The 23,177-nt window shown below is 65.0% G+C and carries 22 protein-coding genes and 1 pseudogene; 9 read left to right on the top strand and 14 right to left on the bottom strand.

Translation table 11 applies throughout. The features are described 5' to 3' along the window. Nucleotides 1-97 precede the first annotated feature (97 nt). Entirely contained in the window at nucleotides 98-814 is a 717-nt protein-coding gene (locus AArcSl_RS00910) for a hypothetical protein (RefSeq protein ID WP_119813826.1), read from the top strand. A gap of 75 nt (nucleotides 815-889) precedes the next feature. Further along, nucleotides 890-1,633: a fumarylacetoacetate hydrolase family protein gene (locus AArcSl_RS16585; protein WP_133412109.1), complete on the top strand. Its 744-nt coding sequence runs from the start codon at nucleotides 890-892 to the stop codon at nucleotides 1,631-1,633. Nucleotides 1,634-1,744: 111 nt separating this feature from the next. Here the strand turns inward: AArcSl_RS16585 and AArcSl_RS17730 are convergent. The 4 genes and pseudogenes from AArcSl_RS17730 to AArcSl_RS00930 form a co-directional block, all read right to left on the bottom strand. Next, nucleotides 1,745-2,428: pseudogene (locus AArcSl_RS17730) on the bottom strand (response regulator); the annotation flags it as partial. A 71-nt stretch (nucleotides 2,429-2,499) separates the two neighbouring features. Then, a complete protein-coding gene (locus AArcSl_RS00920) occupies nucleotides 2,500-2,865 on the bottom strand; it encodes a hypothetical protein (protein WP_119813831.1) in 366 nt (121 codons plus the stop codon). Nucleotides 2,866-2,968: 103 nt separating this feature from the next. Further along, nucleotides 2,969-3,208: a hypothetical protein gene (locus AArcSl_RS16595; protein ID WP_133412110.1), complete on the bottom strand. Its 240-nt coding sequence runs from the start codon at nucleotides 3,206-3,208 to the stop codon at nucleotides 2,969-2,971. Between the two features lie 241 nt (nucleotides 3,209-3,449). Further along, the gene (locus AArcSl_RS00930; protein WP_119813835.1) at nucleotides 3,450-6,143 is read right to left on the bottom strand and encodes a heavy metal translocating P-type ATPase; all 2,694 of its coding nucleotides are present in this window, start codon (nucleotides 6,141-6,143) and stop codon (nucleotides 3,450-3,452) included. A gap of 206 nt (nucleotides 6,144-6,349) precedes the next feature. Between AArcSl_RS00930 and AArcSl_RS00935 the strand changes: the two genes are divergently transcribed. After that, nucleotides 6,350-7,411 carry an NAD(P)/FAD-dependent oxidoreductase gene (locus AArcSl_RS00935; protein WP_119813837.1) on the top strand — a complete coding sequence of 354 codons (1,062 nt, stop codon included), beginning with the start codon at nucleotides 6,350-6,352 and terminating at the stop codon, nucleotides 7,409-7,411. A gap of 32 nt (nucleotides 7,412-7,443) precedes the next feature. Here AArcSl_RS00935 and AArcSl_RS00940 read toward each other — a convergent pair whose 3' ends face one another. Then, nucleotides 7,444-8,820 (bottom strand): hypothetical protein, encoded by a 1,377-nt coding sequence (locus AArcSl_RS00940; RefSeq protein ID WP_119813839.1) that lies wholly within the window; start codon nucleotides 8,818-8,820, stop codon nucleotides 7,444-7,446. Nucleotides 8,821-8,899: 79 nt separating this feature from the next. Between AArcSl_RS00940 and AArcSl_RS00945 the strand changes: the two genes are divergently transcribed. From AArcSl_RS00945 to AArcSl_RS00955, 3 genes are all read left to right on the top strand, one after another. Further along, nucleotides 8,900-9,565 carry a MinD/ParA family ATP-binding protein gene (locus AArcSl_RS00945; RefSeq protein WP_119813841.1) on the top strand — a complete coding sequence of 222 codons (666 nt, stop codon included), beginning with the start codon at nucleotides 8,900-8,902 and terminating at the stop codon, nucleotides 9,563-9,565. A gap of 25 nt (nucleotides 9,566-9,590) precedes the next feature. Continuing rightward, complete coding sequence (locus AArcSl_RS00950) at nucleotides 9,591-10,217, top strand: RAD55 family ATPase (RefSeq protein WP_119813843.1); 627 nt, start codon at nucleotides 9,591-9,593, stop codon at nucleotides 10,215-10,217. 108 nt (nucleotides 10,218-10,325) lie between these two features. Continuing rightward, nucleotides 10,326-10,742 carry a DUF3054 domain-containing protein gene (locus AArcSl_RS00955; RefSeq protein WP_119813845.1) on the top strand — a complete coding sequence of 139 codons (417 nt, stop codon included), beginning with the start codon at nucleotides 10,326-10,328 and terminating at the stop codon, nucleotides 10,740-10,742. Nucleotides 10,743-10,760: 18 nt separating this feature from the next. Here AArcSl_RS00955 and AArcSl_RS00960 read toward each other — a convergent pair whose 3' ends face one another. Continuing rightward, a complete protein-coding gene (locus tag AArcSl_RS00960; protein ID WP_119821630.1) occupies nucleotides 10,761-12,065 on the bottom strand; it encodes an MFS transporter in 1,305 nt (434 codons plus the stop codon). 344 nt (nucleotides 12,066-12,409) lie between these two features. Between AArcSl_RS00960 and AArcSl_RS00965 the strand changes: the two genes are divergently transcribed. Together AArcSl_RS00965 and AArcSl_RS00970 are read left to right on the top strand one after the other, a co-directional pair. Beyond that, nucleotides 12,410-12,661 carry a hypothetical protein gene (locus tag AArcSl_RS00965; protein WP_119813847.1) on the top strand — a complete coding sequence of 84 codons (252 nt, stop codon included), beginning with the start codon at nucleotides 12,410-12,412 and terminating at the stop codon, nucleotides 12,659-12,661. A gap of 80 nt (nucleotides 12,662-12,741) precedes the next feature. Next, nucleotides 12,742-13,740 carry an ornithine cyclodeaminase family protein gene (locus AArcSl_RS00970; protein WP_119813849.1) on the top strand — a complete coding sequence of 333 codons (999 nt, stop codon included), beginning with the start codon at nucleotides 12,742-12,744 and terminating at the stop codon, nucleotides 13,738-13,740. Between the two features lie 47 nt (nucleotides 13,741-13,787). Here AArcSl_RS00970 and AArcSl_RS00975 read toward each other — a convergent pair whose 3' ends face one another. The 8 genes from AArcSl_RS00975 to AArcSl_RS01010 all read right to left on the bottom strand — a co-directional run bounded on the left by AArcSl_RS00975 (nucleotide 13,788) and on the right by AArcSl_RS01010 (nucleotide 22,074). Then, complete coding sequence (locus tag AArcSl_RS00975; RefSeq protein ID WP_245883319.1) at nucleotides 13,788-14,327, bottom strand: hypothetical protein; 540 nt, start codon at nucleotides 14,325-14,327, stop codon at nucleotides 13,788-13,790. Further along, nucleotides 14,324-15,391, bottom strand: a complete 1,068-nt coding sequence (locus AArcSl_RS00980; RefSeq protein ID WP_119813851.1) for an mRNA surveillance protein pelota — start codon at nucleotides 15,389-15,391, stop codon at nucleotides 14,324-14,326. Before AArcSl_RS00980 ends, AArcSl_RS00975 begins: the two co-directional genes overlap by 4 nt. A 65-nt stretch (nucleotides 15,392-15,456) precedes the next feature. Next, a complete protein-coding gene (locus AArcSl_RS00985; protein WP_119813853.1) occupies nucleotides 15,457-16,113 on the bottom strand; it encodes a DUF4013 domain-containing protein in 657 nt (218 codons plus the stop codon). Nucleotides 16,114-16,170: 57 nt separating this feature from the next. Beyond that, nucleotides 16,171-17,181, bottom strand: coding sequence for a DUF4013 domain-containing protein (locus AArcSl_RS00990; RefSeq protein ID WP_161945901.1), 1,011 nt, complete (start codon nucleotides 17,179-17,181; stop codon nucleotides 16,171-16,173). A 218-nt stretch (nucleotides 17,182-17,399) separates the two neighbouring features. Next, nucleotides 17,400-17,606: a ferredoxin gene (locus AArcSl_RS00995; protein WP_119813857.1), complete on the bottom strand. Its 207-nt coding sequence runs from the start codon at nucleotides 17,604-17,606 to the stop codon at nucleotides 17,400-17,402. Nucleotides 17,607-17,789: 183 nt separating this feature from the next. Beyond that, nucleotides 17,790-19,967, bottom strand: coding sequence for a ribosome rescue protein RqcH (rqcH, locus tag AArcSl_RS01000; protein ID WP_119813858.1), 2,178 nt, complete (start codon nucleotides 19,965-19,967; stop codon nucleotides 17,790-17,792). A gap of 371 nt (nucleotides 19,968-20,338) precedes the next feature. Continuing rightward, on the bottom strand, nucleotides 20,339-20,842 hold the full coding sequence (locus AArcSl_RS01005; protein ID WP_217563486.1) for a hypothetical protein: 504 nt from the start codon (nucleotides 20,840-20,842) through the stop codon (nucleotides 20,339-20,341). Between the two features lie 74 nt (nucleotides 20,843-20,916). Next, nucleotides 20,917-22,074 (bottom strand): DUF3179 domain-containing protein, encoded by a 1,158-nt coding sequence (locus AArcSl_RS01010; protein WP_119813860.1) that lies wholly within the window; start codon nucleotides 22,072-22,074, stop codon nucleotides 20,917-20,919. Between the two features lie 144 nt (nucleotides 22,075-22,218). On the opposite strand from AArcSl_RS01010, the gene AArcSl_RS01015 reads away from it, so the two are divergent. Next, a complete protein-coding gene (locus AArcSl_RS01015; RefSeq protein WP_119813862.1) occupies nucleotides 22,219-23,004 on the top strand; it encodes a sulfite exporter TauE/SafE family protein in 786 nt (261 codons plus the stop codon). The last annotated feature ends 173 nt before the right edge of the window (nucleotides 23,005-23,177 follow it).

Consider the following 23,177-nt stretch of genomic DNA (forward strand, 5'->3'; position numbering starts at 1 on the left):
GCTTCCCACGCCGCCCCGCTCGTTGCTTCACACGCCGGCCCGCACGCCTCACTCGCAATATGAACGCGGGAATGACCCGATACGGGGGAGGTGACCGATGTTCGCGACTGTCGCCGGACTCCTCCTGATCGCGCTCGGTCTCGCGATGGGGTGGTACGGCATCCGACCCCTCCTCGCGGTACCGCGGCTGCTCGCGACCGAAGTCCGCGAGCCCCGAAGTCTCAGGGCGACTGGCGGGTTCGTCGCCTGCCGGGGGCGGGCTAGTGCGGTCGAGGAGCCGATCGAGGCGCCGTTTTCGGGCACCGACTGCCTGGGGCTCGAGTACGAGGTGACCGAACGGCAGCCGTTCGGAATCGCCTGGCCGTGGATCGACGCGTATCTCGACGACGGGGTGGCTACAACAGCGTTCGACCTCGTAAACGACCGGGGGAGGATCCGGGTCGATCCCGCCCCGCATCGGTTCACACTCGACGTATCGGAGGAGGTCATCTCCTTCGCTACCGAGAACGCTCTCCCGGATCGGGTCCGCCGGTTCCTCGAGATCCGTGACGTCCCCGACACGCCCGAGTGGCTACAGTCGATTCCGGGCCTCGGGCGGCGACGGTTCGTCGAACGGCGGATCGATCCCGGCAGGGAGTACGTCGTCTTCGGGCGGATCGAGCGCCGGGACGGAACCGTCGCCCTCGGGGGCGATCTCGTGATCGGCGAAGGGAGCCCCTCACAGATCGCCATGGGGAGGATCTGGTCGGCGGCGTTTCCTCTCGGCGTCTCGCTCGCGTTCCTGATCGGCGGCGGACTGCTGCTTTTCGCGTGACCGTCGGACAATTCGCCGGACCGGACCGTTCGCCGCCTCACGAACCCTTTTGAATGCTGACGTGGAGTTTCAGCCATGCACTACGCGAGATTCCGCGATCCAGCCGGCTCGGTCCGGAACGGAACGTTCGATCCCGACGCCGAAACCGTCTCGTTCGGGGGGGCGAGCTACGAGGTCGAGGATTCCGATATCGACGTCCTGCCACCGTGTGAGCCGTCAAAGATCGTCTGTGTCGGGCGCAACTACGCCGACCACGCCGAAGAGATGGGAAGTGACGTCCCGGACCGGCCGCTTCTGTTTTTGAAGCCACCGAACGCGCTCGCGGCCCACGGCGACACCGTCACCGCCCCCGCCGACAAGGAGCGCATCGACTGGGAGGCGGAACTCGCGGTCGTGATCGACAACCAGTGCCGGAACGTCGACGCCGCCGACGCGATGGACGTCGTGGCCGGCTTCACCTGCATGAACGACCTCTCGAACCGGGAGGACCAGCGACAGGAGCAGAACTGGGTTCGGGGGAAGGCGTTCGACAACGCCGCACCTCTCGGCCCCTGCGTCGCGACCCCCGAGGAAGTGCCAGACGACGCGGCCGTCCGGTTGCGTGTGAACGGCGAAACGAAACAGGACGGCTCCCGGGCGCAGTTCATCTTCGACGTCCCGACGCTGATCGAGGAGATCACCGCGTATCTCACCCTGGAGCCGGGCGACGTCATCGCCACCGGCACACCGGAGGGCGTCGGCGCGCTCGCGGACGGTGACTCCGTCGAAATCGAGGTCGAAGGCGTGGGAACCCTCGAACACGACGTCGTCGTTCCGTGAAATCAGACCGCTTTGCCCGTCAGTTGCGATCGAGTTGGCCGTTTCCATCAGCCTCGATCGGTCGATCCGGATCGGACAGTCCCCCCCGTTCGACAGGGCGTCGACCTCGGACAGGAATCCGACGAAATGGGTGACCTCCCCGGCTTCGTTTCCGATCGGAGCGACGTCGATTCGGGCCTGGAGTTGCGTTCCGTTCTCCCCGTAGCCGATCAGCTCTCCGGAAACCGTTACCTCTGCCAGGGTCGCCTCACAGAGCCGCCTGACCGGATCGTTCGCGGAGCCGTTCTCCAGGATCGATCGACAGTCCCGTCCCAGAATATCACCGGAATCAAACCCGGAGAGTTCTCGAAACCTGGCATTGGCGTACACCACTGACTTGCGTTCCTGGCGTACGTCCGCCAGAAGAACCCCGAAGGGCGCGGCGTCGAGCGCCCGATAGCCGCGTTTCATCCGCGTCTCCGCCCGGTGCTGGGAGACGACGTTCCGGATCCTGTTCGCGAGCACCTCGTACTGTTCGGTGCCGGACTCCTTTTGAAGGTACTCCGTGACGCCCAGCGAGATCGCATCGCTTGCGATCTCCTCGGGTCCTTTTCCGGTGAACAGGACGAACGGAGTATCGACGCCCCGTTCTCGCAATACTTCGAACAGTTCGAGCCCGTCGAGTCGCGGCATCTGGTAGTCGCTGACGACACAATCGAACACCCGTGCGGTCAGGAGTTCGGCCGCTTTTTCGGGATCCGTCGTCGTCAACGTGTAATAGTTAGAAATACAACCACTACGAAACAAATATAACACAGCTAACAGGTGTTCCGAAAACGTGAGAGAGAGGTCGTGAAAAACCGGCCGCGAAAGACGAAATCCGGTGGTCAGGCCTGTTCTTCGATGACGTCCCCGTCGCTCTCCGGCCCGATCTCGATTTCGAGATCCTCGCCATCGCTTCGGAACCGGCGTGCGGCGATGCCGACAACAGAGATGATCGAGACGACGCCCACGAGTGTCAGGAGTGTCCGGAACCGTCCTCGGCCGGATCGTCCCTCAGCCGTTTCTGGTTCCGATTCCATTTCCGTTTCCGGTTCCGATTCCATTTCCGTGTTCGTTTCCGTGTCCATCTTCATTTCGTCGCCCGAAGCGTGCGCTTCGATCGCGGCAGTATCATCGGTGAAGTCCAGACTGGAGGGGCCGATTTGAGCGCCGTCAAAGTGCAGTTCGAACATGGTGATTTTGCGTGCCATACATACAGGACGCGCTCTGAGTATATATATTCGTACTGACACCGAATAGCAGGAGTGCCCGATCCGCCGGGACGCGGTAACGAAAATCAGCTATCTGTTCCCCTCACGGCTCCGGGACGTTACGGTCTGGGAACTGCTCGCGGAGGTCTTTCGCCCGGATGTCTATCTGCCAGTCGTCCGTCAGGTCACGTGGCCCCTCCTCGGTTGAGACGATTCTGAGTCCGGATCCACCCCGGTTGATCGTCGCCCGATCGCCGAACTGCAGCCGGTTGAACGTCCGGCGTGGAACGAACGATGTCGGGATACGCTGCGGGCTCCCAGCCGAACACCCGGCTGTGCCCATCCGACCACAGCCAGCAGAGTGCGGCGCCGTATCCCCGACCGTCCGCGTCGAGCCATCGCACGCTGATCGCTTGATAAGAGAGGACAGCGTCCTCGAATCCGGGAATCCTCCCGAGACAGCCGCCGATCGTGGGGAGCAGGGACGCCCCGAAGGCCGTTCCGAGCAGTGTTCGTCGCGTCGGCATTCAGCTGTGACAGCTTCGTATCGAGAGGATATGTCTGCAGCGGATCGCCCCGAGCGTTCAGTTCCACAGCGCCCGGAACGGCTTGAGTACCGCGAGCGTGTAATCCTCGTGGGGATCGTACCCGCGGAACGCAAGCGAGTTCGCCATCACCGACACCGACGAACCGGCCATCGCCAGCCCCGCCAGCGCGGGGTTCAACAGTCCGAGCGAGGCGACCGGAATGAGCGTCGCGTTGTAGGCGAACGCCCAAAAGAGGTTCTGCCGGACCTTCGAGATCGTCGCCTCGGAGATCCGCAGTGCCTTCAACACGTCCGCCGGGTCGTCGCGCATCAGGGTTACGTCCGCAGACTCGATTGCGACGTCGGTGCCCGAACCGATAGCGATACCGACATGGGCGGCGGTGAGCGCCGGCGCGTCGTTGACGCCGTCGCCGACCATCACCACGCGGGAGCCGTCCGCCTGGATGTCGTCGACCACGTCCGCCTTGTCCTCGGGGAGCACCTCCGCACGGACGTTGTCGGCCGGAATGCCGACCTCCTCGGCTACCGCCCGGGCGGTCCGCTCGTTGTCGCCGGTGAGCATGTGAACGGCGATCCCGCGGTCGGACAGCGCCTCGACAGTCCGCTTTGCGCTCTCCCGGACCGTGTCCGCGTTCGCGAGCACGCCCAGCAACTGCCCGTCGAGTGCGACGAGCATGGCAGTTTTCCCGTCCCGTTCGAGTTCGAGCAGCGTTTCCTCGGCGGGTTCGGGGTCGATCCCCTCCTCGCGAAGCAGTTTGCGATTCCCCACGAGTACCTCCCCGCGGGGGATAGTCGCCCGAATGCCGTGGCCGGGAACGTTCTCGAATTCGATGGGGTCATCGAGATCGAGTCCGCGCTCGCGAGCGCCGGCGACGATCGCCCGCGCGAGCGGGTGTTCCGAGCCCGACTCGGCGCTTGCAGCGACCGCGAGCAACAGCGACTCGGCGTCGAGCGAGTCACCCGGAGATTCCGAGCCTGTGGCCTCCGAGGGATCGGCAGTCTCCGTAGGATCGCCGACCTCCGAGGGGTCTGCCGTTGCCCCACCGTCCGCGTGGGGCTCCAGCGCGACCACGTCGGTGAGCTGCATCTCGCCGTGGGTCAGGGTGCCGGTCTTGTCGAAGACGACCGCGTCGACGTCGCGGACCTTCTCGAGTACGTCGCCGCCTTTGAACAGGACGCCGTTGGTGGCCGAGATCGTCGACCCGACCATCGTCGCCGCCGGCGTCGCGAGCCCGAGCGCACAGGGACACGCGATCAAAATCGCGGAGGCGAGCACGACCATCGAGAACTCGATGATCGGAATTCCGCCGAGTTCGACGCCGATCGGACCCCCGCCAACCGGACCCCACAGCGGAAGCGACGTGACGAACGCGTACAGCGGTTCGGGAAACAGGAACCACAGCGTCGACCAGAGCACCGCGTTGAAGATGACGGCGGGCACGAAGTAGGCGCTGACTTTGTCGACGAGCCGCTGGATCTCCGGCTGACGCGACTGCGCCTCCTTTACCCGCTCGACGATCTGCTGGAGCGCGGTGTCGCGGCCGACCTTCGTCGCCTCGACGACGAGCACGCCGTTTTCGTTCACGGTCGCCCCGACGACCTCGTCGCCGGGCGACTTCTCTACCGGGACGGACTCCCCGGTCAACATCGACTCGTCGACCGCGGAGTCTCCGTCCACCACGACCCCGTCGACGGGAATCTTCTCACCCGGTCTGACCTTGACCCGGTCGCCGACCTCGATCTCTTCTACGGGTACCTGGTGCTCTTCCCCGTCCCGGATCACCGTCGCCTCGTCAGCCTGCATCTCCAGGAGTTTGCGCAGGGCGTCGCTTGCCTGCGCCTTCGAGCGCGCCTCGAGCCAGTTGCCCAGCGTGATGAACCACAGGATGAACGCGACCGCCTCGAAGTAGAGGCCCCCGGCGACCTGGTAGCCGATCAAGGCAGGGGCGGCAAGGACCGCCGTCGAGTAGACGTAGCCGACGCTCGTCCCCATTGCCACAAGCGTGTCCATGTTCGCTTGACGGCTCTTCGAGAACGCGCGCCAGGCGCCCCGGATGAACTCCCGACCGAGCGTGGCCATCAGGAGCGTCGCCAGCACGAACTCCAGCCAACCGACGCCGACGGAGAGACCGAAGACCGGGATCGCGTCGGGCAGAAAGCCCGGATAGAACATGTCGATCATCACCAGGACGAACGGCGCGGTCAACACGCCCCCGCCGACGGTGAGCTTCCACTGCTTGCGCATTTCCCGCCGGGCGGCGGACTCCCGTGCCCCAGACTCTCCCTCCCCGGTGCCGTCGTCTCCCTCCGCGTCCCGGATCGGCTCGTAGCCGGCGTCCTCTACGGCGGCGTAAATCTCCGACAGTGAGACGTCGACGGGGTTGTACCGCACCCGAGCCTCGTCGGACGCGAAATTGACGTCCGCCGAAAGCACGCCCGGCAGTGCCTCGATCGCCGTCTCGTTCGCCTGCGAACAGTTCGCACACGACATGCCCGCGATGCCGACCGTTCGCGACTCCGTGAGCGGCTCGTACCCTGCCTCGGTGATCGACTCGAAGATCTCCTCCAGCTGGACGACCTCGGGGTCGTACTCGACGGTCGCCTCGTCGGTCGCGAAGTTGGCGTCGGCCGCCGAAACGCCCTCGAGCTCGAGGGTCGCGTCCTCGACGGAGGCGGAACACGTCGCACACGACATGCCCGTGATCTCGATGTGCGCTCTGCGAATACCCATTACGAATACTACTATGGGGTGCCTCGTTAAACCGGGTTGTGGTTTCGTCCGTAAATATTTTCGACGATAAAACGTTGGGGATGGCGGATCTTCCGATCCGAATCTTTCGCATCCAAACCGGCCGCCGCGGACCGCCCCTTGCGATGGTTGTGTATAGTTGGAGCAATATCAAAACGTACATACGCGGGACGTGCGAACGGAAGGGTATGTCGGAAGACGTGGTCGAACACCGCAAGCTGATCATCGCGGGGACCGGGATCGCCGGTCTCAGCGCTGGCATCTATGCGGCTCGCGCGAACAACGAGCCGCTGTTGATCGAGGGCGACGAACCGGGTGGACAGCTGACGCTCACCACAGACGTGGAGAACTACCCCGGATTCCCCGACGGTATCTCCGGACCGGACCTGATAAACCGGATGAAACAGCAGGCCCGGAAGTTCGGTGCCGACGTGAAAAACGGCATCATCGAATCGGTCGACGCCGACGACCGGCCGTTCGAAGTCGAACTCACGAACGGCGACGTGTACACCGCAGACGCGGTCATCGCCGCCTCGGGCGCCTCCGCCCGGACCCTGGGAATCCCCGGCGAGGACGAACTCATGGGGTATGGCCTGTCGACGTGTGCCACCTGTGACGGGGCGTTCTTCCGGGACGAGGACATGCTCGTAATCGGCGGCGGCGACGCCGCGATGGAGGAGGCGAACTTCCTCACCAAGTTCGCCGACACGGTGTATGTGGCCCACCGACGCGAGGAGTTCCGCGCGGAGGACATCTGGGTCGACCGGACGATGGAGAAGGTCGACGAGGGGGAGATCGAACTCCTGTTGAACACCGAAGTGACCGAACTCCACGGCAGCCCCGAGGAGGGGATCACGAGTGTGACGCTCGTGCAACACCCGGACGGCCACCCGACCGAGAAACTCGACGACCCGACGACAGCTGACGAGGTCGACGAGTTCGAGTTCGAGGTCGGCGCCGTCTTCTACGCGATCGGCCACACGCCGAACACCGGCTATCTCGAGGGGACCGGCGCCGAGTTCGACGACGAGGGGTATCTGTTGACCGAGGGCGGCCGCGGCGGCGGCCAGACGAAAACCGGCGTTCCGGGGCTGTTCGGCGCCGGCGACGTCGTCGACTTCCACTACCAGCAGGCGGTCACCGCCGCAGGGATGGGAGTCGAGGCAGCCCTCGACGCCGACGAGTACCTCACCGAACTCGAGCGCGTGCGGAAAGCCGACGCGACCCCGACGGCCAGTTCCGACGACTGAGCGTCGCCCGAACTCTCCCCTTCCCGCCACTCTCACCGGTCGTCCGGTTCCTCGCGTGCAGATTCGACCCAAGCGGGGGGGCTCACGGTCGTCCGATCCAGTTTCGAGACCCGCTGTGTGTACCGGACCGATCGATCGACGTCGCTTCGCTCGTAGGTGACCTCGAGCCGGAGGACGACGCCGTCGGGGCGAACGATCGCCCGGGCGCGATACGACTCGACGGTGTCCGGTAGCGACGCTGGCGGCTCGGTCGCGAAGACGACGTACCGGGTTTCGGTTCGCTCGGTCGCGACCTCGACCCGCGTAGCGTTCGAGTCGAGATAACGGGGGATTCGGGTCGCCGACGGCGTGTCGGTCGGGGAGAGGAAGGTACCGACCTGGAAATCGCGATACGTGTACTCGCCGGGACCGGTCGTTTCGTTTCCGGAATCGTCCACTCCGTTCTCGATCTCCTTTTCGTGGATTCTGATATATTCCCGGTCCCCATCGGCGAACACGTCGGTTCCGCGTTCGTGCAGTTCGTCCTCGTTCGCGAGCGTGGCGGACGTTGCTCCGCGGTATCGGATCGAGGTTTCCGCTTCCCACGTCGTGCTCGTGACGACGAGCCCCTGATACCCGACCACGTCCGGCGGCCCTTCGAACGCCATCTCGAAGGTGCGGCTGGTCGGCAGCGATCGACGGTGGGCGTGGGCCAGACGCGTCGCGTCCTCGACCCCGGAAAGAGACAGGCCTGGAGGGAGCGACGAGTTCCGGTCAGCCAGTCGATCGTCCTCCGTCACCTCCGACCGGGCAGAAGCGTCGGCCGAGGCAGAATCTTCCCAGGTCGTGGTCGACGCTCCCCCGGACGTGGCCGGCCCCTCACGCGCGTCGAATGGATCCCCCGGGAGCCCGACACCGGAAAGCGAGACGACGACCACTGCAATGGCGAGTACCACAAGGGCGACGACAGCCGGGGACGCCACGGCACTTCCTACCGGTGACTGCGTGGATTCTTCGACGACGAGCGGCGTTTCGAGGTACTCCCGGGCGAGCCGGTCCCCGGTTTCCCGGTCGACACCGTACGCGAGAAGTTGCCTGAGCTCCGTCGGGGCGAGTCGCCGAACGGAGTCGTTTCGAGGGGACGAGAAACCGCTCCGATCGCCGAAGGCGTCGACGAGGACGTCAACTTGCGTTCCTCTCTCGCTCCCCGAAATCCGGGCGACAATGTCGGCGTAGAGGCGATGGATACGGGAGCCGGCGGTCGCCCCGATCCGCACCTCATCCCCGTCGCGGGACGCTACGATCACCTCACCCTGAATAGTCGTCTCGAACCCACGTGCCGCCCACAGCGCAGCCAGGAATTCGAGCCGCTCGTCGGCGTCGAGCGCCCGGAACCGGCGTCCGATCTTGCGTGTGTCAACGAGCGTCACACATCGGCTAGCCACCACACCGACACAAGCGTTTTGACGACCCCTCGAATTCATATACGGAACCGAGCCAGCAGCCCACATGCTCGCTGTCGCCGGCGGAAAGGGAGGATCGGGGAAGACGACCACGACGCTCGGGCTGGCACGGGCCCATCCGGAGGAGGTTCTGGCCGCCGATCTCGACTGGGACATGCCGAACCTCCACGCGATTGCCGGCGTGGACCGGAGGGCCGTCGGAGGTGAGGGTGATCTCTGGGGACCAGACTGGCCGGGGCGCAGTCGCGTCGGGGAGTTCGACTGCGAGGTGCTTCCGGCCCCTTCCCCTGCCGACGGCGAACGGGTCGACGTGTTGTCCGGACTGACCAGAGTGCAGGGAGCCGAGCCGCCAGTGCTTTTGGACTGTCCCTGCGGTGTCGCCCCCGACGCGGTGAAGCCGCTGTCGCTCGCCGATCGAACGGTGATCGTCACGACGCTGTGTCGCGCAAGCGTCAGGGGGGCGGTGAAGACTGCAGCGGCCTCCAGGGCGGTGGGTACGCCGGTGGCCGGCGTGATCGCGACGCGGACGACGGCCGCCGGCTCCCGGCTCGAATCGCTGCTGGACGCCCCCGTCCTGGCGACGGTCCCGGAAACCGACGACCGGCCGCTTTCGTCACCGGTCGTTCGGGAGTCGTATGCCCGGGCCATCGACAATCTGGAACCCGAAAAACCGCCCGATTATCAGACGTGCAAAACCAGGAACAACAGTTAACTCATTCCCCGGTGAAGCCACACGTATGCCGAACCGACTGCCGACCGGAATCACCGTCCTCGACAGACAGCTCGACGGCGGCGTCCCGGCCGGCAGCATCGTCCTTTTGAACGCCGACCCCGCGAGCCAGTCGGAGCTGTTTCTGTACGAACTGTCGGCGGCCCGGGGAACGCTGTATCTCACAACGGTTCGATCCGAACACGCTGTCAGGGACGCACTGGACCGGACGACCGCCCGCACCGGAAAACCGACGATCCGCGATATCGGTGCCGACGCACCGCTCGATCATGCCAACCGCCTCGTGGGCGCGCTTCCAGAGGAGTCGAACCTCATCATCGATACGCTGGACCCCCTGGAGTCGTCGGACTCGGCGCGGTATCGGAACTTCCTCAACAGCGTCCAGACGCACATGGCAAACACCGGCGGTCTCGCGGTCCTCCACGGTTTGACAGGCCGCAGCGTGTCCGAGAACCGCGACATGACCGAACACATGGCCGACGTCGTCTTCGATCTGGAGACGGAGGTCCGCGGAAGCGAGATCGTAAACCGGCTGGCCGTGCCGAAGTTCCGCGGCGGCCGCGCCCCCGGCGAGACGATCAAACTGAAACTCGAGGAGACGGTCGCGGTGGACACGAGCCGCGACATCGCCTGATCGACGCGGCCACTCCCCCACCCCTCCCTCCAGCCGCTTCGGCCCGTCCGCCGGGGCCGGCGCGTCCGAATCCAGTCAAGTCTTAACTCCCGAGCGTAAACTCCGGATATGGACATCGCGTCGCTCCTCGAAGAGCGGATCGATCCCGGAACGTTACCGATCGCCGTGGGCGACATCGTGTTCCTGCTCGCCTTTCTCACCATCGGCGCTCTGCAACACAATCCCGGCGACTACCTCGTGGAGAACCCGCTGGTGTGGGCGGGCATCGTCGCGCCCTTCCTGATCGGGTGGATCGCCGTCTCCCCGCTGGTGGGAGCCTACTCGCCCGGCGCGGGCGAGTCAGCGAAGTCGTCGATTCCGCTGGCTGTCAGGTCGTGGATACTCGCTGCAGTCGTCGGGATGGCGCTGCGAGCATCGCCGCTTTTCGCCGGCGGGTTCGCCGTCGTGTTCGCGGCCATCATGCTCGTTGGCGGCGCCCTGTTCCTCGGCGGGTGGCGATATCTGTACTTCAAACTGTTCGGATAGGTCGATCGGACGCGAGAACTATTTTGACCGCGCCAGATACAGCCCCAGTAGCGACGCCGACGCCGCAAACGCCGCGAGCACGAAGAAAAGTGCCGTCGAGTCTGCGTACGCGAGCACGGTTCCGGCCACGGCGGCGCCGAGCGATCCGACGCCGAACACGCCCAGATACGTGTAGCCGTACGAGAGCCCCCGCGTTCCCGGCGGCGTGTACTCTGCAACCGTTGCCTGGTAGAGCGGTTGCACGACGAACAGGAACACGCCCAGGAACACGCCGAAGACGGCCAGCGGACCGATACCCATCCCCGAGACGATCGGGAACGACAGTGCGAGCACTCCGAGCATCCCGAACGCCCCGGCGATGCCGTACTCGACGGGGAACCTGTCGGTGAGTTTGCCGCCGATGTACTGTCCGACGACGCCGATCATCAACAGTCCGGCGTAGAAGTAATCGCCCGGTTCGAGCGTCTCACCGTCGACGGGATCGACTCCCAGCAGTTCCGCGACGGGACCGGGGAGCAAGTCCGCAACCGGGATCGCCTCGAAGCCGGGCAGCGCCCGGAGCAACTCCGGCAGGAACGTCAACACGCCCCGGTAGTAGAGCCCCGAGAACATCACGATCAGAAACACGAACACGAAGCTCCCCGCGAACAGCCGCTTCGACTCGGTTAGAAACTCGGCGATCGACTGGACGCCGCTTTCCGCTTTCGAACCTCCGTCGGCGGCTGCGTCGCCTGCCGTCCCGTCGGGGGCGGTCTCGTCCGGTCGCTTTACGGCAGCCTCCGGATCGAACCGGGCACGGTGAGCGAACACCGCCGCGAGCAACGCGGGGATCGAAAGCGCAAGCGCCACCGACCGCCAGTCGAACAGCAACAGCAGTATCGCGGCCACGAGCGGACCCAGCCCGATCCCCAGGTTGCCGGCGATCCCGTGGTACGCGAAGCCGGTCCCCCGCTCGTTGACCCCCTTCGAAATGAGGGACAGTCCCGCCGGGTGATAGACGCTCGCAGCGACGCCCCACAGGACGATCGCCGCGGCGACGGCGAGCAGGCTCGGGGACAGCCCCAAAAGGAGGTACGAGCCGCCCATGCCGGCGAGACAGGCGGTGATCAACTGGCGAGAGCCGATGCGGTCGACCAGCACGCCCCCCGGAAGCGCCCCGAGCCCGAACAGCCCGTAGCCGATCGTCAACACGACCCCCAGCGTCGCCTCGTTGACTGCAACCGACGTGAAGCCGAGCGACAGCGTCTCGAACTCCAGCAACCAGATGGTCACGAAGATGGGGAACGCCATCTCGTAGGTGTGGACCATCGCGTGGGCGATCATCACGAGCGCGGTGATCGCTCTGTCGTTGCGGTTCACTACTGATTTCTCTCGTCGGCGAACTGTTTAACTGTTCGATGGCGGCACGCTCTGCAGCGACTTCCCCGACAAACGAGTGCGGATGCCCGGCCTCCAGCGCGTTTCGAAGCGGCCGATTATTACCCGAGAATAAACCACGCTACACGTGAGCACACAGGTGATTTAACCAGCTATAGCAGCCTCAAATACACCGAAATCGGAATCTCCATTTCATAAGTTATACACAATTTACGAGATGGTGTTTGAATGGTCATTGGTTGGTCACGGGAAAATTTTATATACCAATTTTACATAGTATGCGATAGATTATGACTGGGTACTACGACCACGTTCTCGGGCTCATCCCCGTATCGCTGATCGGAATCACTGGGATCCTCAGCGCGTACGGGTTGCCGTTGTCGGCCGCCGTGTTCGTCGGGGCCCTTCCCTCCCTCGCCTTCATGCTCCATGCGCTCTTCGTTGCGGCCCCGACGACCGAATGGGAGAACCGCTCGCCCGCCCAGCGGTCGACACCTTCGACAGTCGGACGGAGCGAATCGGGGGCGACACAGGCGGACTGATTTGCGTTTCTGTTGCGTTTTTCGTTCCAACGGTCGAGTCGGCCGAACACGTTTTGACGTCGGGAACCGCAATCCCGAGTATGACCGAAGCACTGTTCCTTCGAAGCGACGAGGTGGCCGATCTCGCAACGCCGGCAGAGTACGTCGACGCGGTTCGGGAGGCGTATCGACAGCGCGGCGAGGGAGCCCCGGCCGAGCCGCGGACGAAGCTGATCCGCGAGGACCCAGCGGGGATGTTCACCGGCTACGCCGCCGTGTTGCCCGAAACGGGGGCGATGGGCGGATACATGTACTCGGCCGGGTTCGGCGCCGGCGACGCCTGGTTCGTCACACCGCTTTTCGACGCCGACACGGGGGAGCCCCTCGCGATCGTCGACGGGGCGTCGATGAACCCGTTCAAAACCGGCGCAGCCGGTGCAGTCGGGATCGACGCGCTCGCCCGCGGGGACGCCACCGAACTGGCGATCATCGGCTCGGGCGCACAGGCGCGGGGACAGTTGAAGGCGGCAGTGACGGTCCGGGAGTTCGATCGCGTTCGGGTGTACTCACCGACGCCGGCGAATCGGGAGGCGTTCGCCGAGGAGACGACCGACGCCGTCGATCCGGCGGTCGAGCCCGTCGAGTCGGCGGCTGCCGCCGTCGACGGCGCCGACGTCGTCGTCACGGCGACGAACGCGTCCGAGCCAGTGCTCGCCGACGCCGACGTCGAACCCGGCACGCACGTGACCGCGATGGGACAGTACACGCCCGGAAAAAACGAACTCGAACCGGAGACGATCGCGCGAGCGAGATACGTCCCCGACCTCCGCGAGAGGGCGACCCAGGACGCCGGCTCGTTTTTGGCCGCGCTGGAGGCGGAGCTGATCGACGAGGATCACGTCCACGCCGAACTCGGCGAAGTCGTCGCCGGCGTCGAACCCGGACGCACGGGTCCCGAGGAGGTGACGGTGTTCGACTCCGGCGGGACGGGAATCGAAACCACGGCTGGGGCGTATCTGCTGTACCGACGTGCCCGAAAAGCGGGTCGTGGCACCGAGATCGATTTCGCACCTGCGAGTGAAGCGCTGACCGGGAAATGACGGGGGCGTTCGTCCCTTCTGCTCCTCGAAATCCTGTTTGACACGCCTCAAACTCGCCGGGCCGGCTTCGTCGTCGGGGAGCCGTACAGCGCCCGGTACGCCCTCGGGAAGGCTGCAAGCCCGGCCACCTCCACGGTCCCACCGGCGACCATCGCAAAGAGGAACGCTCCGGCGGTGTCGAAGGTGGAGACGGCGACGGACGCGATCCCGAGCGTCGCGACTGCGAAAAGTGCCGAAAAGTAGACGAGCCTGAACGGCACCGACGAGAGCTCCCCGCGACGGGGCCACTCGCCGACGTCGATCCGCCGGCTCCGGAAGATCGCAAGCGAGAGCACCCCGAGTGCGATCGCGCTCAGCCCCGCCAACGGAACGAGGTCCGGATACCTTGCCTGGGCGAGAAACGCGGGTAGAAACGCCGGCGTCGACAGAACTGAAAACTCCACGCCAGCGAAAAACAGCATGTCGGACCAGTAGGTGAGTCGGTCGGTCGCCCGCGAGCGGAACGAGGACGGTTCCTCTTCCGCTTCGGGAGTGGATCCGTCGGCCGCCTCGGGGGACGTATCGTCAGTCGCGTCTCCGTCCGTCATTGGAGTCGATATCTGAGCAGGGCGGCGATCCCGCCGAGGTTCTTCAGCTGTTCGCCGGGTGCGAACTCCGAGGAGAACACCACGACCTCACCCCCCTGCTGTTCGACCCGCTCTATGACGTCGTCGGCGTCGACCTCCCAGTCGCCCTCCCCGTGTCGTTCGGTTCTGAGCCGTTCGTCGAGTACGAGCAGGGTTTCGACGGCGCCGAACTCTGCCGCCTCGGCCACCGCTTCCGGGCCGTAGGAGGCTTTCTCTCCCTCGGCGATTCGCTTCGTGAGTTCGTCGATCAGTTCGGCCTCCCTGGCGATCCGTGTCTCCGTCTGGACCTCCTCGACTGCACCCCGTTTGAGCACCTCGTGAACGCCGCGGTCGCCGACGCTTGCGGTGTCGACCATCGAGATCCGATCGGAAAGCTCCGACTGATTCTCCTCGATGTACTTCCGGGCGTCGGCCTTCGTGAACCCCGGCCCGGCGAGGATGATCGCGTCGGGGTCCAGATGCGAGAGCGCCTCCCCGAGCTCCGAAAACAGCTCCGCACGCGGCCTCGCGTACTCGCCTTTGCCCGTCGGTCGCGTGATCGAGGCGTACTCCTCGGTGCCGTACTGCTGGACGGTGTGGATCGAGGCGGCACCCTCCTCGACGGTCGCGATGGCGACTTCGGGGTTCTCTGCGGCTCCTTCGGCCTCTTCGAGCCGGTCGATCTGGTCGGGTTTGAACACCTTCTCGACGGTGATTTCGTCGTGCTCCTCGACGTTGAGCGTGTGGTGGTGACCGAGCTGGTCCTCCCGGGAGCAGTCCACAATGACTCCCCCGACCCGGAGCCTGTTTGCGAACCTGGCGAACTCCACGTCCTCGATTTCGATAGTGACGTGAAGGTGTTCGCGCTGGCCACCCGTGTCCCGGAGGTTCTCCTCGTCGCGCTGGATGCGGCGGGTCGTGTCACCCTCGATTCGGTCCCCGGGCTCGAGGACGTGCGAGAGATGCCACAGGTCGTCGACCGTCTCGGGCACGACTGTGATCCGTTCGCGGCCCTCCTCCCCGCGGCCGCGCTGGACGATGCGCATGAAACGGGGTTCGACACCCCGGCTAACAACGCTTCCGTTTCGATCGCCCCGTGGAACCGCCCACGTCAGGCCGGCCGCGGCAGCCCGGCGGCGTTCCGCCCGTCGGCGTATCCCTGAGCGAAGCAGTAGTAGACGGCGATCTGGACGTAAAACAGCACGAAAATACCGATGAGCAGGAAGCTGAGGAGCATCCCGACGATGCCGCCCACGATCGCGACGAGGATTCCAAACAGGATCCCGCGGGCGTACTCGGCAGTTGTCACGATCTCCCGGAGCGTACCGAACTCGAATGCGGCGCCGATCGAGTCCTCGACGGCGAAGTTGGTGACCGCCGCGGGAACGACGTACGAGACGACGATCGCGTAGCCGAGCGCGACCAGACCCACGAGCAGTCCGATGACGGCACCGGCCCCCTCGCCGACGGCGGCGCCGGCACCACCACCGATCGCCGAGAGCACCATCACCGGGATTCCGATCAACAGCCCGTATCCGAGCCCGACGACGAAGAGTTTGAGCCCGTCCACGAAGAGATCACCCCACTCCGTGAACGACGGAGCCGTCGCATCCCGACGCGACACACCCCGAAGCACCCGGACGTAATATCCCTGCACGAGGAAGATCGGGATGAGCAGGAACTGAAGAATCAACAGGATCCCGCCGATCGCGATCGTCGGAAGCCAGTCGTCGTTCGTCCGCGGATACGAGATCGCGTCTCCGAACATACTCGTTGGTTCTGAAGCCTCCTATTTAAGTAGTGTCCCGGAAACTAACGCTGTTCTTCACTGATCGTCGACGTCAGCCCACTCGAACGACGCGGAATCGTCCCCCGTCTCTTCGGCTCCGTTTCCGTCGGAGGGATCGGCCTGCAGCGACTCCCCTTCCCTGGCCGCGGCCCGCGAGAGCACGTCGCTCGCGGTGAGAGGTACCCGACGCCCGACCTGGATCTCCGGGCTCGGTTCGGGAGGGATTTCTCCGTCGATGGCTACCGGCTCGACCCCGCCGGCCGATCGTTCCGGATCCGTCGGGTCCCTCGCGTCACCCGGGACGGTGGAATCGAGCGTCTCGCTGGCTTCCTGACCGAGCGTCTCGCTGGCCCCGCGACCGTACAGGTTGTGCGCGACGACCCTGACGACGAACAGAAGCGGGAACCCGATCAGGACGGCCACGAACGGTCCGACGAGAACCAACCCGGCCAGTGTGACGAACATCGCGACCAGCCATCCGGTGGCGAACCCGCCGGAGGCGGCCACGCGAAGGATCCGCCGAGGGGAGAGCCCGGCCGCGAGCCGACCGGTGGCCGCAAAGCAGGAAAGCGCCGCGGGACGGAGATACAGGAACGCCAACAGGTAGCCGACCAGCAGCACCGAGAGGAACGCGATCGAAACCGCGTAGACGGGTTCGGCCATCCCGCCGAGATCGACCCGTCCGAGCTGGATGACCGCGCCCGCGGCGCCACCGAGTGCGACCAGGACGGCAGCCGGAAGGAGTAGCGCGCCCGAAAGCAGCAGGCTGGCGACGCCGGTCCGGTAGAGCCCACCCCATCCGACGAACGACGGCACGCTCGTTTCCCCCGCGAGCCCGCTCTGGATCACCCGCACGTAGTAGCCACGCAGGACCAGTGCCGGCGCGAGCGCGATCGGCGCCGCGAGCAGGGCAACGGGTGTGGCAACCAGTAACGCGACCCACAGCGGAACGACGACGACGGTCAGAAAAAGCAAAACCCCGCCGACGATCGCCGTTCCGATCCCGTCGTCGGAGCGGGGGAGCACCGAAAGCGCGTCCCGGAGCATACGGTATTGTCTTGACGTTGGTGTATAAAAGAGTCGACCAATCGGACCAGGTCCGAACCGGTCGGAACGAGACATTCACCGCCGTCAAAACCTGCGGCAGACAGACACTCCCGTGTGAATTGTTCGCACGGGGGAACCGAATAAAGCGGGGGAGGTGACCCGTGTGGCGACCGGAAAAAATCCGCGATCGAAACGACGTGGTTCGTCCGTGTGCGACGTTACTCGGAGACGGTGATCGCGTCGACTGGACAGGCCTGCTCGGCCTCCCGGGCCATCTCGACGAGCGACTCGTCGTCGAGTTCCTCATTGCCGTCGACGACGTACGCGAGCCCGTCCATGTCGTCCATCTCGAAGATGTCCGGCACGGTCGACGCACAGATTTCATCGCCAATACACAGGTCTTGATCGACTTCGACGGTTACCATCGGAAGATCCCTCGTCCCCGAGTATGGCGGGTTTTCGGATTAACTATTAGGCTTTTTATTTAACACCTATAAGTTACCTCGGGGTTTTGAGTCCGGGGTTCCCTCAGGTGTTCGGTACGTCGCGACGGCGCTGTGGCCGGGATCGGAGGACAGGTTCCCGTCTCACGAGGTCACTCCACGAGGTCACTCCACGAGCTGGCTTCCGCCAGGGGGGAGGAACTCCTGTATTCGGTCGGCACTGGCGACTTTGCGGACGAACGACTGGTCGGTAAACCGGTCTTTGAGCTCCCGGTAACACAGCATCGCGGCGTCGTTCTGGGCATATTTCCCGGGCCGGAGCCGGATGCTCGTGGCCGTTCTGGGCTCGATTGCGCTCGGCGGTCCGCCCAGCACACGCGACTGCGGCTCGACCTGCACGCCGACGGCGACTTCGGCGGGGACGTCACGATAGTACGTCCGGTCACCCCGAATCGCGAACCCGCCTTTTTCGAGGTACTCTCCGCTTTCGGGTGTTTTCGACACTTGCTCCGGCGAAACGGCGTACGCGTCTCCCGCGCCGCGTCCGTCCTTCCACACCGAGGAGTAAGAGACGGCAAACTGCGCCGCCTCCTCGAGGCTCGTCTCCGGGAACTCGACCTCGCGGGAGCGTTCGCTCGGCCCCGTCGCCTTCAGGACCGTCACCGGTCCGCCGTGGGCCTGCGCGTGGAAAAAGCGGTCGTTCGACTCCATGTACTTCTTGACGAGTTCCTCGTTCTGGTCGGCATTTCGCCCCCCGATCACCAGGAACCCGTCGCTCGTGTGGAACCATCGGAACCGCTCGTACCACTCGTCGGACTTCCGGATCGGTATCGACGAACGTGCGAGCCAGTCGGGCGACCGTCGTTCGCCGTCGCCGTCCTCGCCGTCGTCCCTCTCGCCGTCGCCGTCCTCGCCGTCGTCTGCCTCCAGTTCCCCGCGTTCGCGCCGCTTTTTGCGCTCTTCGAGCCGTTCGAGCTCCTCGCGCGTCTCCTGAATCGCCTCGAGGGCTCCCTCCTTTTTCCCCTCGATCCGCTTTGCCTCCTTGTACTGCAGGTCGGCGTTGCGCTCGACGCCGACGTCCGCATCGAGCTGGACGCGTTCGTCGTCGAGCTGGAGCGTCACCGTCCCGTCGCTGCCGTCGACGTCGACGACGGCCTCGGCGGCCGGGATACCGCGGTCGGCGCCCGTCACGAATTTCTCTTCGATTGTGTCCCACGGAACCCCCTCCTCGCGGGCCGACTGGACCGTCGAGAGCACCTCGTCGACGAGGTCGTAGTTCTCGTACAGCAGTTCTGCGCGCCGTCGCTTTCGGTTCGCGTCCTCCTCGAACCCCTCGATCGCGCCCTTCTGCTGATCGATTATCCGTCGCTTGCGGGCGATTTCCTCTTCGAGTTCCGGCCCGTCGTCGCCGGCGTCGCCGTCGCTTTCCTCTGTGAGCTCCAGTCGGTGGAAGTAGCTGTCGAGGGCAGCGTTAAAGGAGTCGTACGGCTCGCTTTTCAGGGACTGTGACTCCCGCTCCTCGAGGGGAAACGGCGTGACGTCGACGACGCGTCCGTTTTCCTCGGCGGTTTCCTCGTCCCCGTCGTCGCTTGCCGGCTCGAGGTACACTCGCGGATCGAACTCGCCGGACGACAGCCGTTCTCGAAGCTGTGACAACGCGTCGTACACCGCCCGGTACAGCTCGTCGTCGGCCTCCTCGATGGGCGTTGTCTTCTCGATCCCGGCCCTGGCACACACTTCCTCGGCGTACAGACCGCCGAGGTTGAGCTGTGTCGCAAGCGTGCGGACCACGTCGCTGTCGGACTCGTCCATCCGTCGGGAGAAGCGATCGAAGCCCACCGTCAGCGGGTTGAGCCGGGAGGACGGGTACTCGTACTGGACGCCGGGGGCGACAGTTCGAGACTTGAGTCGTAGCGTCTCCAGCGAGCCGATCACCTCGCCGTTCTCGTCGAGGGCGGCGATATTGCCCTCCCCGAACAGCTCCACGACGAGCGTGGTATCCTGATCCTCCCGCTCGAACTCGAAGACGAGAATGCGGTCGAACTCGTACTGCTCGACTGCAGCCAGGTCCGCCCCCGCGATTCGGTTTCGAAGCATCTTCGCGAAGTTGGGTGGCCGCCCCGGCGCGTCCGCCACCCGTTCGGGATCGGAGACGTGCACGCGCTTTATTTCCCCGACCTCGGCGAGCAGTTCGACGCGACCACGATCGAAGTCCCGAAGCTTCAGTCGGAGCAGATCATCGCCGTACAGATACGCCTTGTCGACCTTCGCGCCCTCGTAGCGGTGCAGTTCGGTGACGAGGGCCGCAAGGTCGATGCTCGACAGCTCCTGCTTCGGTTCCATACCGGTCGGTCGTGCGGCGACGAAAAAGGCGTGTCGTCTCGGGACTCCACCTTTTTTAACGGGGGCCTCGAGCGCTCGGCGAGCGCTCTCGACCCCCGCCAAAAAATCTGGACCAAAAAAGCCGCTGGCTCGTCCCTCCGGTCCTCGCCAGCGGTAAACCGATTTGCTTCGCTCACGGGTCGCTCACGGGTCGCTCACGGGTCGCTCACGGGTCGCTCACGGGTCGCTTCGCTCCCCGTTCACATTTCCGAGGCGCTCGTTTCACTCGCGCCTCGCTTCGCTCCCCGTTCGCAGTTCCGATGCGCTCGTTTTACTCGCGCCTCGCTTCGCTCGGCGTATGCTACTGCTTGAGATAACGAACGAACGTACTTTTAAACCGGCGCGCGTTCGGGGTCGATCTGTCGGCTTATCAACAGCAGCGTCGCCAGCAACAGGATCACCGCAATCGGGATCAGGAGTTCGAAAGCGAGCAGGAGTCCGCCGGTCAGTTGCACCCCCAGCAGAATGACGATAACCGGGGCACAGCATGCCGAGCCCGACAGTAGCGCCGGAATCCCGGCGAGCGCGCCAGCCGACCGGGAGCCGAGCCCGCAGGCGGCGGGCTGGCGCCAGGCGAGATACGACACGCCCAGATTGACCCCGGCGAGCGCGGCGAGCGCCAGCCCGAGAACCGTGTTGAAGGAGAACAGGTAGGTGACGACGCCGAGTCGGAAGAGGGCAACTGGCTCGTAGGTGAACGTCCCGAACGTGCGCCGGAACAGCATTGCGGCTGGATCGCTGGCGATCACGACACCAAACCGACCGTCCCCGACCTGGAGCTGGTCGATCGCATACAGGTAGACGAAAAGATACACAGCAGTCGTGAGACCGATCACTCGGCTCGCCCCACGGTGCCGAAACGTCAATCGAAGCGCAGTAACTGTCCGGCGTAACGTTTTCATCGAGTAACTCACTCGTATACAGCAGTTTGTGGATAGTATGCGAACCACCCGAACCAGAACGCATCGAACGAAAGCGCCCGCTCGAGTGGGAGATCCTCCGGCGGGTGTTCGTTCCCATTTTGATCGTGTACCAGACCCTCTGCAAACTCGAAGGTCTCATCGTCCGGGTTCCGGTAGACGATTGCGGTGTCAAGTCCCGGATCGTAGACTGCGACGTGTGGGACGTCTCCGACCGCGCCGTGGACCACGCCGGACTCGAGGACCGAATCGGCAAGATACGCAGCCGCACCGGATTCGTTTCGAACGCCATACACCCATCGTTTCGAATGGTATCGGTCGCTCTCGTGGATGTTTCCGAATATCGTGTTGTCGTTCTGGTAGTATCCCCGAGCACCGTACGGGTCGCGGTCGTAATTCCGGGCGTAGCCCGTCGCCTCCGAGAGGACGACCGTGTCCGGATGTCGGTTCCGCCAGGCTCGCCACGTCGTCCGGACGACGTCGAGTTCGCGAAGCGTCGCACCGCCGGGCGTATCGTGCCAGGGTCCGGGGATCGAAACCGCCGGGATCTGGGGCCACCAGCGATCGAGGTTGCGATCGTACATGATCAGATTGTTGTTGAGCAACATCCCCGAGACGCCGAACTCGGTGTCGCCACGCTCGAATCCTAACGCGGTGCCGGTGAGCGGACAGTACGTTACCGCGACAGGGACACCGTCGAGGTGGTCGTTGACGATCTCGTGTTGAACGAGCACCCGACGTGGGTACGCCTTCGCCTCGTCGTCGCCGACGATTCCGAGGACGATCACGTCGTCATCGGGGGCCTCGGCGTCCCCCACGTCGAGGAATTCGGGGTCGTCGATCGACGGGATCCCGTCCTTCGGCGGCCCGCCGTCGGTCGCACGGTCACGCAACTCGGCTGGCGAGAGGGGCAACGGGAGCACGCGGTCGCCGAATGGGGGCGCGTCCGACGGTTCCCCGTCGGGGGGATCCTCACCCACGAGAACGGGGTCGAAGTCTTCAGGAACGTCGGACACGGTGTCCCCCGCGGAATCGATCCCCGAGTCCGCTCCACCGGTCACCGGACGGGCCGTACTGGTACAGCCGGCGAGGAGACCCGCGCCGGCGACTGCCGCGAGTACCGATCGCCGGGAGCTGTAACGTGTCATCATATACCAATGAGGTCGCTAGGGGGGATTACGGTGGCGCGGTTGTGCAGTTCGGTTACACGGGGCGCTCGCGCTCCGGCTCGCTCGTGCCACCGAGTCGCCAATCCGGCGACCACTTAACTGGATCTCCGGAGTATACCCGACGTGTCGATTGCGTTCACGCCGGAACTCGTCGTCGCCGTCGCAGCGGTGGCCGCCGTCGCCGGTGCGGTAAACGGCGTCGCAGGGTTCGGATTCGCCGTCGTCGGGACGATGGCGCTGGCGACGGTGCTCGATCCGGCGGCGGCCGTCGTGTTCATGATCCTCCCGATCTTCGCCGTAAACCTCTCGTTGGTGGGGGAGCTCTCTGGAGCACAGCTTCGGACGTGCGGCCGGCGGTTCGGGCCGCTGTTGGGTGCAGCACTGCTGGGTACGATCGTCGGGATGGTACTGCTCGAACGGCTCCCGGAGGCGCCGTTGCGGGTGGGCCTGGGCCTCGTCTCGCTCGGGTTCGTCGCGACCGCACAGCAATCGGTTTCGATTCCGGGAATCGGTCGGATTCGGGAGGGCTGTTTCGTGGAATCTCCGGGGGCGATGGCCGGCGTCGGTGGTGTCTCGGGGGTGCTGTTCGGCGCCACCAACGTCGGCGTCCAGCTCGTGGCGTACGTTCGCAGCTGTGACCTCTCCCACGGGCTGTTCGTGGGCGTCGTCGCGATGGTGTTTCTCGGACTCAACGGCGTCAGGGTCGCGGCCGCGGGGGTCCTCGGGCTGTACCCCGATCTCGCTTTCGTGGCGGGATCCCTCGGGGCCGTCGTTCCCGCCGTTCTTGGCGTCCGGGTCGGAGCGCGGTTCCGCGACCGGGTGAGCGAAACGCGGCGGCGCGCAGTCGTTCTGGGCCTGCTCGCGGTGATCGGAATCCGGCTTCTGCTCGGCGGGTTCGGGGTGGTGTAGGGGAATGGACCGGCGGATCGACGCCTTCGAGCGGTTAGCGGCCTGACGCCCGGCAGCGCCGGGGACGCTCCCGGCCGATTACTCCATTTTCGATTTTTTCGTCGACACCGTATTCGACCGTGCCGACGATAATCGACCGTGCCGATGATAGCTGGTAGTTTGCCCAAAAGGCT

It is taken from the genome of Halalkaliarchaeum desulfuricum, assembly GCF_002952775.1.
GTDB lineage: Archaea > Halobacteriota > Halobacteria > Halobacteriales > Haloferacaceae > Halalkaliarchaeum > Halalkaliarchaeum desulfuricum.